Source organism: uncultured Rummeliibacillus sp. (assembly GCF_934216135.1).
In the GTDB taxonomy this organism is placed as follows: Bacteria; Bacillota; Bacilli; order Bacillales_A; family Planococcaceae; genus Rummeliibacillus.
The window spans coordinates 169,316-183,894 of sequence record NZ_CAKQBI010000001.1 but is presented as its reverse complement, the minus strand read 5'-3'; the positions used below and the strand labels follow the sequence as shown (position 1 = coordinate 183,894).

Annotated in this window: 14 protein-coding genes; all 14 read right to left on the bottom strand. The window is 35.9% G+C overall.

Going from position 1 to position 14,579, the window contains the following annotated elements; translation table 11 throughout:
- Positions 1 to 27 precede the first annotated feature (27 nt).
- On the bottom strand, positions 28 to 1,695 hold the full coding sequence (locus tag Q0977_RS00920) for a ribonuclease J (protein WP_299509721.1): 1,668 nt from the start codon (positions 1,693 to 1,695) through the stop codon (positions 28 to 30).
- A 120-nt stretch (positions 1,696 to 1,815) separates the two neighbouring features.
- A complete protein-coding gene (gene dapA / locus Q0977_RS00915; RefSeq protein WP_119414339.1) occupies positions 1,816 to 2,706 on the bottom strand; it encodes a 4-hydroxy-tetrahydrodipicolinate synthase in 891 nt (296 codons plus the stop codon).
- A gap of 13 nt (positions 2,707 to 2,719) precedes the next feature.
- Positions 2,720 to 3,760, bottom strand: a complete 1,041-nt coding sequence (locus tag Q0977_RS00910; RefSeq protein ID WP_299509716.1) for an aspartate-semialdehyde dehydrogenase — start codon at positions 3,758 to 3,760, stop codon at positions 2,720 to 2,722.
- Positions 3,761 to 3,839: 79 nt separating this feature from the next.
- On the bottom strand, positions 3,840 to 4,427 hold the full coding sequence (locus tag Q0977_RS00905; RefSeq protein ID WP_124217267.1) for a dipicolinate synthase subunit B: 588 nt from the start codon (positions 4,425 to 4,427) through the stop codon (positions 3,840 to 3,842).
- Between the two features lies 1 nt (position 4,428).
- On the bottom strand, positions 4,429 to 5,229 hold the full coding sequence (locus Q0977_RS00900; RefSeq protein WP_119414336.1) for a dipicolinate synthase: 801 nt from the start codon (positions 5,227 to 5,229) through the stop codon (positions 4,429 to 4,431).
- The gene (locus Q0977_RS00895; protein ID WP_119414335.1) at positions 5,226 to 5,495 is read right to left on the bottom strand and encodes a YlmC/YmxH family sporulation protein; all 270 of its coding nucleotides are present in this window, start codon (positions 5,493 to 5,495) and stop codon (positions 5,226 to 5,228) included. Before Q0977_RS00895 ends, Q0977_RS00900 begins: the two co-directional genes overlap by 4 nt.
- Positions 5,496 to 5,576: 81 nt before the next feature.
- On the bottom strand, positions 5,577 to 6,806 hold the full coding sequence (locus Q0977_RS00890; RefSeq protein WP_119414334.1) for a pitrilysin family protein: 1,230 nt from the start codon (positions 6,804 to 6,806) through the stop codon (positions 5,577 to 5,579).
- A gap of 110 nt (positions 6,807 to 6,916) precedes the next feature.
- Positions 6,917 to 9,025 carry a polyribonucleotide nucleotidyltransferase gene (gene pnp / locus Q0977_RS00885; RefSeq protein ID WP_119414333.1) on the bottom strand — a complete coding sequence of 703 codons (2,109 nt, stop codon included), beginning with the start codon at positions 9,023 to 9,025 and terminating at the stop codon, positions 6,917 to 6,919.
- A gap of 206 nt (positions 9,026 to 9,231) precedes the next feature.
- Positions 9,232 to 9,501: a 30S ribosomal protein S15 gene (rpsO, locus tag Q0977_RS00880; protein ID WP_119414332.1), complete on the bottom strand. Its 270-nt coding sequence runs from the start codon at positions 9,499 to 9,501 to the stop codon at positions 9,232 to 9,234.
- Between the two features lie 161 nt (positions 9,502 to 9,662).
- Entirely contained in the window at positions 9,663 to 10,610 is a 948-nt protein-coding gene (locus tag Q0977_RS00875) for a bifunctional riboflavin kinase/FAD synthetase (protein ID WP_119414331.1), read from the bottom strand.
- An 11-nt stretch (positions 10,611 to 10,621) separates the two neighbouring features.
- Positions 10,622 to 11,536: a tRNA pseudouridine(55) synthase TruB gene (gene truB / locus Q0977_RS00870; RefSeq protein ID WP_119414330.1), complete on the bottom strand. Its 915-nt coding sequence runs from the start codon at positions 11,534 to 11,536 to the stop codon at positions 10,622 to 10,624.
- 120 nt (positions 11,537 to 11,656) lie between these two features.
- Positions 11,657 to 12,007, bottom strand: a complete 351-nt coding sequence (gene rbfA / locus Q0977_RS00865; protein WP_119414329.1) for a 30S ribosome-binding factor RbfA — start codon at positions 12,005 to 12,007, stop codon at positions 11,657 to 11,659.
- A 19-nt stretch (positions 12,008 to 12,026) separates the two neighbouring features.
- Complete coding sequence (locus tag Q0977_RS00860; protein WP_119414328.1) at positions 12,027 to 12,305, bottom strand: DUF503 domain-containing protein; 279 nt, start codon at positions 12,303 to 12,305, stop codon at positions 12,027 to 12,029.
- Positions 12,305 to 14,575 (bottom strand): translation initiation factor IF-2, encoded by a 2,271-nt coding sequence (gene infB, locus Q0977_RS00855; protein ID WP_299509682.1) that lies wholly within the window; start codon positions 14,573 to 14,575, stop codon positions 12,305 to 12,307. The genes Q0977_RS00860 and infB overlap by 1 nt, the downstream gene beginning before the upstream one ends.
- Positions 14,576 to 14,579 lie beyond the last annotated feature (4 nt).

The following is a 14,579-nucleotide window of genomic DNA, read 5'->3' as shown; positions in this document are numbered from 1 at the left end:
AAGGAAATCCTTTTCGTCCGCTTAATTTTAATATTCCATAATAATAGGGATAATCATTGGGCGGCGCTTTGTTTTTTGGAATAAATAAGAGTTAAGCGTGTCACGGATTTCTTGTTTTATATTTGTCCATTCATATGATCCTTTATTCACATATTTTTCGACAACTTCTTTAACTAAATTAGAAGATTCACTTAATAACTCTTCAGATTCTCTTACATAGACAAATCCACGTGATAAAATTTCTGGGCCTGATGCAATTTTCTTAAGTTGGCGGTTAATCGTAACAACGACGATAAATATACCGTCTTGACTAAGTAACTTTCGATCACGTAATACAATGTTACCAACATCTCCAACGCCAATTCCATCTATAAGTACATTGCCAGCAGTAACTCGTCCACTCATACGCATTTTACCGCCTTTATATTCGACGATGTCTCCCTTATCAGCAATAAAGATTTGTGACTTAGATAAACCTGTTTGTTGTGCTAATTTAGAGTGAGCGATTAGCATGCGATATTCGCCTTGAATCGGGATAAAATATTTTGGCTTCATAAGATTTAACATCAATTTCAAATCTTCTTGGGCTCCATGTCCTGATACATGTACTTTTTTATCTGCAGATAATACTTTAGCGCCTAGCTTTGCAAGACTATTCATCGTATCTGCAATTTGAACTTCCATACCTGGCGAAGGTGTAAATGTTATTAAAACGGTGTCTGTAGATTTAATACGGATATCACGGTGGTGTTTACGGATAATTTTTTCTAATCCTTCTAGTGGTTCACCTTGGTTACCAGTAATTATTGCTACAATTTCATCATCTGGATAATCATTCATTTTGTTGACAGAAATAATTCGATCCTGATCTACAGAAAGATATCCTAAACGCATTCCTATTTCAAAGGCATGTTCTAAACTACGTCCAACAACAGCTATTTTACGATCAGCTGCTGTAGCCTGGTCAAATACTTGTTGAATTCTTATGAAGTTTGATGCATAAAGTGCAACTAAAATTCTTCCTTCAGCTTTATGGAAAGTTTTTGCTAACTTTTCTCGAATGACATTTTCAGGAATTGTATATCCTGGTCGTTCAGCTTCAGTAGAATCAGACATTAAGATAAATACACCTTCTTCACCCAAATTAGCCATTTTAGCTATATCCGGTTTATATTTACCTTGTGCTGATTGGTCAAATTTGAATTCTCCAGTGTGTACAATCGCACCTTCTGAAGTATGGAAAGCAATACCTAATGAGTCTGGAATACTATGAGTTGTATGGAAGAATGTCACATAGGTAGATTGGAAATTCATACGACTCTTACTTGTCACTTCAAAGAATTTTACAGGATATGGTGCAGGTAAATCTTTTAAATGTTCTTTAGCTAATGCGATTGTTAACTTAGAACCGTATACAGGTGCACTAACTTTTTGTAAAAGATATGCTATTGAACCAATCGCATCTTCATGCCCATGAGTAAGGAAAATACCTTTTACACGAGATTTGTTTTCCTCTAAGTATGTCATATCAGGAATAACGTAATCTATTCCTAACATTTCATCCTCAGGAAACATAAGTCCACTATCAACGACAAATAGCTCTTCATCGATTTCAACGACATACATAGCTTTGCCGATTTCACTAACGCCACCTAGTGGAATGACGCGAATAACTTCATTTTTTGTTTTTGCCACTTGATTTCCTCCTAAAATAATCCCGAACACAAACCACTTACTCCCATTATATAGATAGTTGTGAGTTTTCACAAACAAAAAAAAAGAATGGGCTAAGTTGCCCATTCCAAAAAAAATTTTCTAAAATTGTTTTTGTCTTTCCAGGTATTCATGCCATGCAAAATCGTAGGCTGCTTTTTCCTCATCAGTTAACTTAGCAATTGGTAATCTGACATATTCTGAGCCAATTCCTAATTTCGTTAATGCATATTTAAGAGTGGATGGACTCGGTGTTGCAAATAGCGCACGGATTAATGGTAATAATGCTTGGTGAATTGTAGCTGCTTTTTCAAGTTGACCTTCATGAAAAGCTTTGATCATTTTTTGCATATCATTTCCAACTATATGTGATGCAACGGAAACAACACCGTCTCCACCTATGGAGAGTAATGGTAATGTCAAACCATCATCACCTGAATACACTTGGAAGTTTTTTGGTGTATTAGATATAATTTCAGTCATCTGATCTAAACTTCCGCTCGCTTCTTTAACAACTTGGATATTTGGAATTTTACTTAACTGTATAATTGTCTGTGTTTGTATATTGACAACTGATCGGCCGGGAATATTGTATAACATGACAGGAAGTTTTGTTGAATTGGCAATAGCTGCAAAATGCTCATACATGCCCCGTTGACTAGGTTTGTTGTAATATGGTGCAACTAACATAATGCCGTCAACACCAGCAATTTCAGCCTCTTTTGTTAAATCTATTGAAGCTTGTGTATGATTACTTCCAGTACCTGCAATAATAGTGGCTCTATTATTGACTTTCTTAACAGTAAAATCAAATATAGCTACCTTTTCATCATGTGATAATGTCGGTGATTCACCTGTCGTACCACAGACTACTATGCAATCCGTTCCATTAGCTATTAAATGTTCAATAACATCTGAAAGCATTTCAAAGCTGATAGTGCCATCTTCACGAAACGGTGTAATCATAGCAGTAGCGATATTACCAATATCCACTTATTTTGCCTCCTTAGATTAATCCATCTTCAATCATTTTTTCGGCAATTTGAATAGAGTTTAATGCTGCTCCTTTTAACAAGTTATCTGAGACAACCCAAAGATGGAACGCATTATCTTTTGCTAAATCTTTTCGGATACGTCCTACAAATACTTCATCTTCGCCTTCCGTAAAAATAGGCATTGGATATACTTGAGCTGTTATATCATCTTGTACAATGATACCAGGCGCTCCTTGAAGAACATTTTTAATATCTTCAGCAGTAACACCTGATTGTTCGATTTCAATATAAACAGACTCTGAATGTCCAGCTACTACAGGGACACGTACACAAGTTGCTGCAACTGGAAGATCTTGTGCGTGCATAATTTTTTTTGTTTCATTTATCATTTTCATCTCTTCATAGGTGAACCCGTTTTCCGTGAATACGTCAATTTGAGGGATAACATTACGAGCGATTGGATAATGTTTTTTATCACCTTTTACAGGTAGAATATGTGCTTCAACATCTTTTGGATGATCAAATTTCAAGCTTTGTTCTTTTAGTTCTTCTATTGCACTTATACCTGATCCTGATACGGCTTGATATGTAGAGACGATTAAATTTTTTAGACCATACGCTTGACGAATCGGCTCTAAGGCTGCAACCATTTGAATTGTTGAACAGTTTGGATTTGCAATAATTCCTTTATGTTCGGCAATATCTTGTGGGTTTACTTCTGGAACTACTAAAGGAACTTCCGGATCCATACGGAACGCACTTGTGTTATCTATAACAACTGCTCCACGTTCTGCTGCAGCTGGTGCTAATGCCTTTGAAATTGCTCCCCCTGCACTAAATAAAGCAATATCTACTCCTTCAAATGCTTCTGGAGTAGCTTCTTCAATAGTGTATGTTTGACCATTAAATGTTAGTTCCTTACCAGCAGAACGCTTAGATGCTAATAGTTTTAACTTACCTACTGGAAAATTACGCTTAGCAAGTTGTTCCATCATTTTTGTTCCTACTGCACCTGTAGCTCCAACTACTGCTACTGTATATTCTTTAGTCATCATACATCTCTCCTCAACTAATCTTTCGATAATGGCGCTATTGTATCACAATTTATAGAATATTTATATAATTTTTAAATTATTTAGTATATTGAATTATTAAAGGCTGTAATTGTTTCTTTTCTAAAGATGCCTTTACTGTGTCAGCTAACTGTGTAAAATCCGAAATCAACGAATTCGGCTTGTTAATAGGATCATCTTGACCAAAAGGAATAAAAAAGATATTTTTTGTATTTAATAATTTCATAACATTTACTCCATTTAAACCAAGAGCATCATTTGTCGAAATTCCTAATACTACAGGACTCCCATTTCTTAATGTTGCTTTTGCTGCCATCAATACTGGCGAATCTGTTGATGCATTTGCAAATTTACTAATAGAATTCCCAGTCATAGGTGCTATGACCATACAATCTAATGGATTTGAAGGTCCAAAAGGTTCTGCTTCTACTATACTTTTAATGACTTTATGCCCTGCTAGCTTTTCGATTTTCTCAATCCACTCGTCACCTGTTCCAAAACGTGTTGCTGCCGTTAGTACCGAATGCGTAATAATCGGTACAACTGTTGCTCCTAAATCAGTTAGCGAGGTGATTTTAGGTATAACATCAGCATAAGTACAGTGTGATGCAGTAATTCCTAGTCCTACGCGTTTTCCATCTAACATATCATCCCTCCCTTAATTCGTTGTTTTTTCGTATGATTACTTGTGCCAATAAATCCGCTGCATCCTGTGGAAAATACTTTCCTGGTAGTCCTGGTAATAATGTATAATTGATATCACTTTCTATATTTAGACATCCTGGTGCTGAAGCTAAATCAAAAATCTTAGTTTCTTCATCTAATTGTTGATGGAAATCTTCATTTAACCATTTATTTGGTATTGTATTGATTAAATAATAATGTTCTTTAATATTTTCAGGGATTAGTTGGGAAGCAACATAACCATAAGCAATTGCTTCTTGAATTTGACTATTTGAACGTGCTAAAATATGCACATTTGCGCCTAATCTGTGTAACATGAATGCGAGCATTTTAGCGACTCTTCCAAATCCCGTAATATAAAAGGATTTTCCATAAACAGAAGCGGATTCAAGTTCATAAAAAGCACAAAGCATCCCTTCTGATGTTAGTCTTGCATTTAGCCATATATAAGATTCATCTTGTAAATAATGGATAATATGTTTCTCATCTAAATATCGAAGTTCTTGCTGTAAACTTTGATTGCTTTTTCCAACGAATATCGCTGTCTCTTTTGGTAATGATTCAAAAGCAAATTTAGGTAAATCAACTGCATGGATCGGCAATACAATTCTCTCTGGCCTTTCCGTCATTATTATTTGCTGTATCTCATCATTCCATTGATCTGTATATTTATAAATAACATTATTGAAATCCAGCGAAAGTTGTAACGCTAACTCTTTAAAACGTAAATCCTTTCCTAATATCAGCCATGATTCTGTACTCATTTTGTATACCCCGATGTTAAAGGTTGCGTCTTATTAAATAAGATACGGTCTTCACCAATCAACGAAATTTCCGTCCATGGAATAAACGATTGCGCCTTAGGTTCTTTTTGTTTAAAAGGTAGTTTAACACCTTTATTTACTAATTCAAAACCATAGATTTGCCCTGTTTTCGCATTTAGTAAACATTCGGTCTCTGAGAGCAACCCACATCGTACACCATCTTTAATCTGAATCAACTCTTTCTCTGCAAGCTCTGATAAGAGCATTCAATCCCTCCTTTTTCCCGTATTAACAGTGTATGAAGTCGAAGCTTTTCCCGTGCATAAAAAAAGCTAAGGAGATAATTCTTATATCCCCTTAGCTGGTTGAATAACTGATCGAGCAAATGGTTTTGTTAAAAGCCTTTGTATCACACGATTTACACTTTCTTCATCTACTGCATATAACTCTTTTAACGTTTGCTCTACAGTTTTTTCTTCACCATAAAGCAGCTCGTTTTTAGCGTTGCGATTCATAAAGTCATTTGATGTTTCGAGCCCTAATAATAAATTACTTTCTAACTGTTCCTTAGCGTACTGTATTTCGATTGGTGATACTCCGTCTTTTACCATCTTCTCTGTAATTTTTAGTATTGTTTCCTCAAGCACCGTAAGTTTTTCTGGTGAAGTCCCCCCATAAATCATAAAAGCACCTGCATGTTCATATGCAGAATAATAAGAGAAAATGGAGTATGCTAATGCTTGCTCCTCTCGAATTTGCTGAAATAATCTAGAAGATGTTGTATCACCTAAAATATTATTTACGACTAGTAAGCTTACTAAATCCGGATCTTTTACTGTTAAACCTTCAAATCCAATCGCTATATGTGATTGCTCTGTATTACTTTCTTTTTCTATATTCCCTGCTCTAAATACAGGTGGCGCTTTAAGAATTTTCGAATGATGGCTTTTGTTTTGAAATTGGTCAAATAAAGAGATGATTTTATTGACTAGATCATCTGATACATTTCCCGCAACAGAAATTACAACTTTATCTGGCGTGTAATTTTCGTACATATAAGATTCAATCTTTTCTTTCGTAAATGTTTCTAACGTTTCTTCTGTTCCAAGTATTGGTGCGCCTATTGGATGAGTAGGATACATAGTATTCCAGAGGCGTTCATCTACATCATCATCAGGTGTATCTTCCACCATTGCCATCTCTTCAAAAATAACTTGTCGTTCTTTTTCAATATCCGCATCAGTAAATTTCGAATGGAAGAACATATCTGCTAATATTGTAATAGCTTTCTCAGCATGATGATCAAGCGTTACTGCATAATAGCAAGTATTTTCTTTAGATGTAAAAGCATTTAATTGTCCTCCAATTCGATCAAAGGATTCTGCAATTTCTTTAGCTGTTCTACTATATGTACCTTTAAATAGCATATGTTCGATAAAATGGGTAAGCCCGTTTTCTTCTGGGCTTTCGTTTCCAGATCCAACATTGACCCAAATCCCCATTGATACAGAACGCACATAGGGTAACTTTTCCACTAAAATACGTACACCGTTTGGACATGTATATTTTTTTACCATGTAATATCCTCCTTAATGTAAAAACGAGGCTGCAGTAGTAGAGTTCTATTACTGGCAACCTCGTGATTTTATTTTGTAATGATGATGCGATAGCTATAATATTTCCGCTATTATTTTTCTTGACGTTCTTTTTCTTCTTTAAGCACTGCTTTACGAGATAAATTAACGCGACCTTGGCGATCGATTTCGATGACTTTTACTAATAATTCATCGTCAATTTTCAATACATCTTCCACAGCTTTTGTACGTTCTTCTTGAATTTCAGAAATGTGAAGTAAACCGTCTTTTCCTGGGAAAATTTCAAGGAATGCGCCGAATTTTTCAATACGTTTTACTTTACCCATATAGTATTCGCCAACTTTTGCTTCGCGAACAATATTTTCAATGATGCCTTTTGCACGTGTAATCATTTCTTCATCTGAAGATGAGATGAATATAGTACCATCTTGTTCAGTATCAATCTTCACGCCAGTTTCTTCGATAATTTTATTGATTTGTTTACCACCAGGTCCGATAACATCGCGGATTTTATCTGGATTAATATGAATACTTTTGATTTTTGGTGCATATTTTGAAAGATGTTCTCTTGGGCCAGAAAGTGTTGCAAGCATTGAATCGAGAATAATCATACGACCACGTTTTGCTTGAACTAAAGCTTCATGGAGAATTTCACGAGAAAGTCCATCAATTTTAATATCCATTTGAAGTGCAGTTACACCTTTAGCAGTACCTGCTACTTTAAAGTCCATATCACCAAGGTGATCTTCCATACCTTGGATATCTGTTAAGATTGAATAATAATCGCCTTTTTTGACAAGTCCCATTGCAATACCAGCTACAGGCGCTTTAATTGGAACACCTGCATCCATAAGTGCAAGACATGAGCCACAAATACTTGCTTGTGAAGTAGATCCATTAGATTCCAACACTTCAGATACACAACGAATAGTGTAAGGGAAGTCTTTTTCATCTGGAATAATTGCTGATAATGCACGTTCACCTAGAGCACCATGACCAATTTCACGACGACCTGGTGCACGAATTGGACCAGTTTCACCTACAGAGAATTGTGGGAAGTTATAATGGTGCATGAATCGTTTAGACTCTTCAACTCCAAGACCATCAATAATTTGTACGTCGCTTAATGCGCCTAAAGTACAAATAGATAACGCTTGAGTTTGTCCACGAGTGAATAAGCCTGAACCATGAGCACGTGGTAGTAAGCCTACTTCAGAAGATAATGGACGAATTTCATCCAATTTACGGCCATCAGGGCGGATTTTTTCTTCTGTGATTAAACGACGCACTTCTTCTTTTACCATTTTATCTAAAATTTGATTTACTTGTTTTAAAGTATCTTCGTCTGCTTCTTGTTCTTCAAATTTCGCTACAACTTCTGCTTTAACAGCTTCAATTGCTTCATCACGAGCATGTTTTTCGTGAGTTTGGATAGCTGCATTCATTTTTTCTTCATATTCAGAAGTAATAGATGCAGTTAGTTCTGGATCTAATTCATGAAGAACTACTTCGATTTTTTCTTTACCAGCTTCAGCAGTTACTTTTTCTTGGAATGCGATCAATTTTTTGATTTCTTCATGACCGAACATGATTGCTTCAAGCATAGTTTCTTCTGGTACTTCTAACGCACCGGCTTCAACCATATTAATCGCATCTTTTGTACCTGCAACTGTCAAATTGATGACAGAGTCTTTCCATTGTTCAACTGTAGGGTTCACAATGAATTCGTCATTAATCATACCTACTTGAACGCCAGCAATTGGTCCATCAAATGGAATGTCAGATACCATAAGCGCTAATGATGATCCAAGCATTGCTGCCATTTCAGTACTACAATCAGCATCTGCTGACATTACCATAGAGATTACTTGTACTTCGTTACGGAATCCGTCCGGGAAAAGAGGACGAATTGGACGGTCAATTAATCGAGATGTTAATATTGCTTTCTCAGAAGGACGTCCTTCACGTTTGATAAAGCCTCCTGGAATTTTACCAGCAGCATATAATTTTTCTTCATAGTTAACTGTTAATGGGAAGAAATCTGCTTGTTTAGGTTGTTTAGACATCGTTGCATTACATAATACAGCCGATTCTCCATAACGAACCATAACCGCCCCATTAGCTTGTTTTGCGAGCTGACCAACTTCAATTTGTAAAGGTCGTCCTGCCCATTCATAGGTAAAAACCTTTTTTTCGTCCATGTATTGAACTCCTCTCTTAAAAAGAAAACCTAATGACATATATATTTATGTTATGTAGTTACTTGTAGTTTATCAAAAATTATTATGCATTGCGAAACATTTCTCTAAATTCAACTTCTATTAGGATCTAGGAGGTTGTATTTATAGATGGAATTATAGAAGCATAAAGAAAAAGCGGGACAAGCCCGCTTTCACAAAAGTGCATTTTATCGACGTAAGCCGAGTTTTGTAATGATTTCACGGTAACGTGGTACGTCATTTTCACGTAAATATTTTAATAAGTTACGACGACGTCCAACCATTTTGAATAAACCGCGACGAGAGTGGTGGTCTTTTTTGTGAACACGTAAATGTTCGTTTAAGTTGTTAATCTCTTCCGTAAGGACAGCGATTTGAACTTCTGGTGAACCAGTATCACTTTCGTGTGTACGGAATTCAGCAATGATTTCGTTTTTACGTTCTTTTGTTAGTGCCATCCTATTCACCTCCTAAAAATTGAAATATCCCCAATTACTGAGCAACACGTTGGTGATTCGATGTGCCAAGTAAAGGTTTAGTGATATGCGCAAACAAATCACTTTAAAAATATTAACATAAAGATGATGCTCATGCAACTATATTTAATTGGTTAAGTGAATTAGCAATGACTTAAATATTCCATTGCACTTTCTTTATCTAATTCAATTTGTGCCTTTAATGAATCTATCCCATCAAATTTTTTCTCGCCACGAAGATATTTATACCAATCCACTTTAACTTCTTCACCGTAGATATTCTTATCAAAGTTATTAATAAATACTTCAATAGTTAAATTCTTTTCATCAGGATTTTTAAATGTTGGTTTATACCCTACATTACATACGCCATCATGCCATTCATTTTGCACTTGTAATCTTACAGCGTATACGCCAATAGCAGGGATGAATGTTCCTTCAGCTTCTTGTACATTCGCAGTTGGAAAGCCAATTTGACGGCCACGTTTATCTCCGTGTACTACGATACCAGGAATTTGATAAGGTCTTCCAAGAAGTTCACGTACTAACTCCATATCTCCTTCTTTTAAGGCATGTCGGATACGTGTTGAACTAATCTTATCAGAATCCTGTTGCTGTTTTTCAACTATAGATACTTCGTAATCTCCATTACTCATTTCATGTAAATCCTTCATCGTACCACGTCCCATTGCACCAAATGTAAAGTCGAATCCTGCTGTAACATGTTTAATCGTTAAATTGCGAATAAATATATCAACAAATTGTTGTGGACTTAACTTAGCAAAGTCAGAAGTAAATCGAACAACAAATACAGTATCTACTTCAAGTTCTTCTAGTATCTCTAATTTTTGTTTTAAAGGCGTAATATAAAATACCTGTTCCTTACGTTGTCCTAACACAATCGATGGATGTGGATCAAACGTCATAACGGCTAATTTTAAATTTTTTTGCTCTGCTTGTTTCTTTGCTTGTTTAATAACAGCTTGGTGCCCACGATGAACCCCATCGAAGAATCCAATTGCTAAAGAATATGGGCCCTCGATTTTATCTGAACTGATTTGATAAGGGTACATCAGTTGAATAACTTTCATGCGACTGCCTCCTAATCAACTTTAGGGAACATTTTTTCTGGTTTCATAAGTCCCTTTTTCTCCGGATGCTTTACATAGACAGCAACCGCTTTGTCATTTTCCATATAAACTATTTTATCATGTTCTTCAAGAGAAGGATGCATTGGTAATACTTGACCATTTATAATTTTCTTATGATTTTCCGCTGTAATTTCAAACTGAGGGTAATCTATTAATGCATATTCTAATGGCTTAATACATTCGTTTAACTGACCATTTTCCATTAATTCCTGCAATTGAGCTAATGTGACACAATCCTCTTTTGTAAATGTACCAGATTTTGTGCGTACTAAAGAGGCCATATGCGCAGGATAGCCTAGAGCCTCACCTATTTGAACAGCTAATGTTCGAATATAGGTTCCTTTACTACAAGCAATGCGAACAGGGAAAGTAATTGTCTTTCCAAAATAATCTTGACGATCATCTAGTAATTGTAAAGAATAGATTGTTATTTGACGTGTAGGACGTTCAACTGTCTCTCCTTGTCGAGCATATTCATATAATTTGCGTCCATTTACTTTAACTGCCGAAAACATAGGCGGCGTCTGAGAAATTACCCCTGTTAATGAGTTTAGCGCATTTAATAGTTGCTCACGAGTAATATGCTTCTCTGTTGAATCTTCCTCTACAACTTCACCTTCCGCATCTTCTGTTGTGGTAGTTGTCCCAATCTCGATGATTGCTTCATACTCTTTTCCAGCATCAGTTAGATATTCAGCTAGTCTTGTAGCATTACCTATACAAATAGGCAATATGCCTTCAACACCAGGATCTAATGTTCCTGTATGGCCTACTTTTTTGGTATGTAAGATTTTACGTATTTTAAATACGCAATCATGAGAAGTCATACCTCGTTCTTTCCATAATGGAAGAATACCGTGCTGCATGAATGTTCACACCTTTACTTATAAAATACTTTAAAGTTAAACACTCTAATTTAAGAGATGTTGTCTTCGATAATTATATTAGAAAAAGCCTGCAAAAAATGAATCTGCAGGCTTTTTCGATTATTGCTCTTGTGAATCGTTAAGTTGACGTAACAATGTGTCAATTCGATTACCGTACTCAACAGATGAGTCAAACTCAAATGAAATTTCGGGTGTAATTCGTAAACGAATACGATGGCTAATTTCAGAACGAATAAAGCCTTTTGCTTTTTCAAGACCTTTCATAGTATCTTGACGTTCTCTTTCAGTACCTAAGCAAGTAATATATACAGTTGCTTGTTGTAAGTCACCAGTCACATCTACGTCTGTTACAGTAACAAATCCTACTCTTGGATCTTTTAACTTTCGGCTAATGATATCCGCAAGTTCTTTTTTCATTTGTTCTGCAACACGGTTAGAGCGCATTGACATAATCGTTTCACCTCAATTTCTATAAAAACTCTTGATGTATATTGAGACATTGCCATTCGGGATAAGATTCTAAAAAGGCAATTGCGCGTTTCAGTTCTTTTTCAGCCGCTTGTTGGGTAGAAGCAACAGAAACAAGTGCTAAGAGCGTTCTTTGCCAAACATCTTGATGATCAATTTCCGCTATAGAGACATTGTATTTTTGTTTTGTACGAGTAATCATACGTTGTAATACAGCTCTTTTCTCTTTTAGCGAATGCGCAGAAGGGACGATAAATTCACACTCTGCATAAACGATCATTAGCGTTTAATCTCTTCCATAATAAATGCTTCAATTTCGTCTCCAACTTTAATATCGTTGTAGTCTTTAACGGTAAAGCCACATTCGTATCCTTTTGCCACTTCTTTGGCATCGTCCTTGAAACGTTTTAAGGAATCTAATTCCCCTTCAAAGACAACAATACCATCACGGATGACACGAACGCCACTATCACGTGTTAACTTACCTTCAGTGACATAACCACCAGCAATTGTACCCACTTTTGAAACTTTAAATGTTTCACGAATTTCTGCAGAACCAATTACTTTTTCTTCGAATTCAGGATCAAGTAGACCTTTCATCGCAGATTCAATTTCTTCGATTACTTTATAAATGATTTTGTGAAGGCGAATATCTACACCTTCTGCTTCAGCAGCGCGTTTTGCATTAATATCAGGTCGTACATTGAATCCAATTACAATTGCATTTGAAGCTGCTGCAAGTGCGATATCTGATTCAGTAATTGCACCAGCACCCGTGTGAATGATTTTTACATTTACGCCTTCTACATCAATTTTCATCAATGAAGCTGCCATTGCTTCAACAGTACCTTGTACATCAGCTTTTACGATTAGATTTAACTCTTTCATATCGCCTTGTTTCATTTGTTCAAACAAGTTATCTAATGTTACACGTTGTTTTTCTGAACGTTGAGCTTGAATTGCAGTAGATTCACGAGCTTCACCAACTTGACGAGCTGTTTTTTCATCTTCAAAAACAACGAATCGATCGCCTGCTTGAGGCACTTCATTTAAACCAGTAATTTCAACTGGTGTTGATGGACCAGCAGATTTTACACGTCGACCCAAGTCATTGACCATCGCGCGGACACGACCGTATGTATGACCTACTACAATAGGATCACCAACGTTTAATGTACCGTTTTGTACTAATAATGTAGCAACGGAACCGCGTCCTTTATCTAATTGTGCCTCAATAACTGAACCTAATGCACGACGTTTAGGATTTGCTTTTAGTTCTCCTACTTCAGAAACTAGCAAAATCATTTCAAGTAATTGATCGATTCCATCACCTGTAAGTGCTGAAATTGGTACAAAGATTGTATCGCCACCCCAATCCTCAGGAATTAGTCCATGTTCAGTTAACTCTTGCATAACACGGTCAGGGTTTGCAGTAGGTTTATCCATTTTGTTTACCGCTACAATAATTGGAACTTCAGCAGCTTTTGCATGGTTAATCGCTTCAATTGTTTGAGGCATAACACCATCATCAGCAGCAACAACTAAAATTGTTAAATCTGTAATTTTGGCTCCACGTGCACGCATTGTTGTAAATGCTGCGTGTCCTGGTGTATCTAGGAAAGTGATTTTCTTACCTTTTACAACAACTTGATAAGCACCGATATGTTGTGTAATACCACCGGCTTCTCCTTCAGTTACTTTTGTATTACGAATAGAATCAAGTAATGTTGTTTTACCATGGTCAACGTGTCCCATAATTGTTACAACTGGTGGACGTTCTTGAAGATTATCTTGGTCTTCATTTTCGTCTTCTTCAAAATAAGTATCTAAATCTGTAATATCTATACGTACTTCTTCTTCTACTTCAACACCGTAATCAGCACAAATTAGTTCGATGGCATCTTGATCCAATTCTTGGTTAATCGTTGCCATTACACCAAGCATAAATAATTTTTTAATAATTTCAGAAGGTTCACGACCTAATTTTTTTGCTAATTCGCCAACTGATAAAGATTCAAAGAAAGTAATTTTTTCTGGTAATTCTTTTTTAACTGCAGGTTGTGGAGCTGGTTGCGGACGGTTTTTACGACGTTGTCCGCCATGAATGCCCGGTTTTCTTCTTTGGTTGAAGTTACGATTGCCACCTTGAGCATTTCCGTTTCGTCCACCGCGATTTTGGTTATTGTTACTATTTTTCGAATGACTTTGATTATTATTATTATTAGAATTATTTTTTGGTTTTGAATGATCTTTTGAGGTCGAATTATTATTCATGGTACTTCCTTGGGTATTTATTTGTTTTGTTTGAGCAGGACTATTTTTTCTTGCTACAGGACGAGTTCCTGGCTGTCCCTTTTGTTCACTTTTTTGTTGAGTGGTATGATTACTCTTTTTCTTTGAAAATATACCATCCAATTTGCCTATTGCGTCTTTTTCTAACATTGACATATGATTCTTTACGTCAATATGGAGCTTTGATAATTGTTCTATAACTTCTTTACTTGACTTATTTACTTGTTTCGCATATTCATGAACTCGTAATTTTGTCATGCAT

What these genes read in the sequence shown, in the direction of transcription:
- Q0977_RS00910 (WP_299509716.1), bottom strand. Translation starts at nt 3,760, where the DNA reads ATGACTAAAGAATATACAGTAGCAGTAGTTGGAGCTACAGGTGCAGTA.
- Q0977_RS00905 (WP_124217267.1), bottom strand. Translation starts at nt 4,427, where the DNA reads ATGTTAGATGGAAAACGCGTAGGACTAGGAATTACTGCATCACACTGT.
- Q0977_RS00900 (WP_119414336.1), bottom strand. Translation starts at nt 5,229, where the DNA reads ATGAGTACAGAATCATGGCTGATATTAGGAAAGGATTTACGTTTTAAA.
- Q0977_RS00895 (WP_119414335.1), bottom strand. Translation starts at nt 5,495, where the DNA reads ATGCTCTTATCAGAGCTTGCAGAGAAAGAGTTGATTCAGATTAAAGAT.
- Q0977_RS00890 (WP_119414334.1), bottom strand. Translation starts at nt 6,806, where the DNA reads ATGGTAAAAAAATATACATGTCCAAACGGTGTACGTATTTTAGTGGAA.
- pnp (WP_119414333.1), bottom strand. Translation starts at nt 9,025, where the DNA reads ATGGACGAAAAAAAGGTTTTTACCTATGAATGGGCAGGACGACCTTTA.
- rpsO (WP_119414332.1), bottom strand. Translation starts at nt 9,501, where the DNA reads ATGGCACTAACAAAAGAACGTAAAAACGAAATCATTGCTGAATTCCGT.
- Q0977_RS00875 (WP_119414331.1), bottom strand. Translation starts at nt 10,610, where the DNA reads ATGAAAGTTATTCAACTGATGTACCCTTATCAAATCAGTTCAGATAAA.
- truB (WP_119414330.1), bottom strand. Translation starts at nt 11,536, where the DNA reads ATGCAGCACGGTATTCTTCCATTATGGAAAGAACGAGGTATGACTTCT.
- rbfA (WP_119414329.1), bottom strand. Translation starts at nt 12,007, where the DNA reads ATGTCAATGCGCTCTAACCGTGTTGCAGAACAAATGAAAAAAGAACTT.
- Q0977_RS00860 (WP_119414328.1), bottom strand. Translation starts at nt 12,305, where the DNA reads ATGATCGTTTATGCAGAGTGTGAATTTATCGTCCCTTCTGCGCATTCG.
- infB (WP_299509682.1), bottom strand. Translation starts at nt 14,575, where the DNA reads ATGACAAAATTACGAGTTCATGAATATGCGAAACAAGTAAATAAGTCA.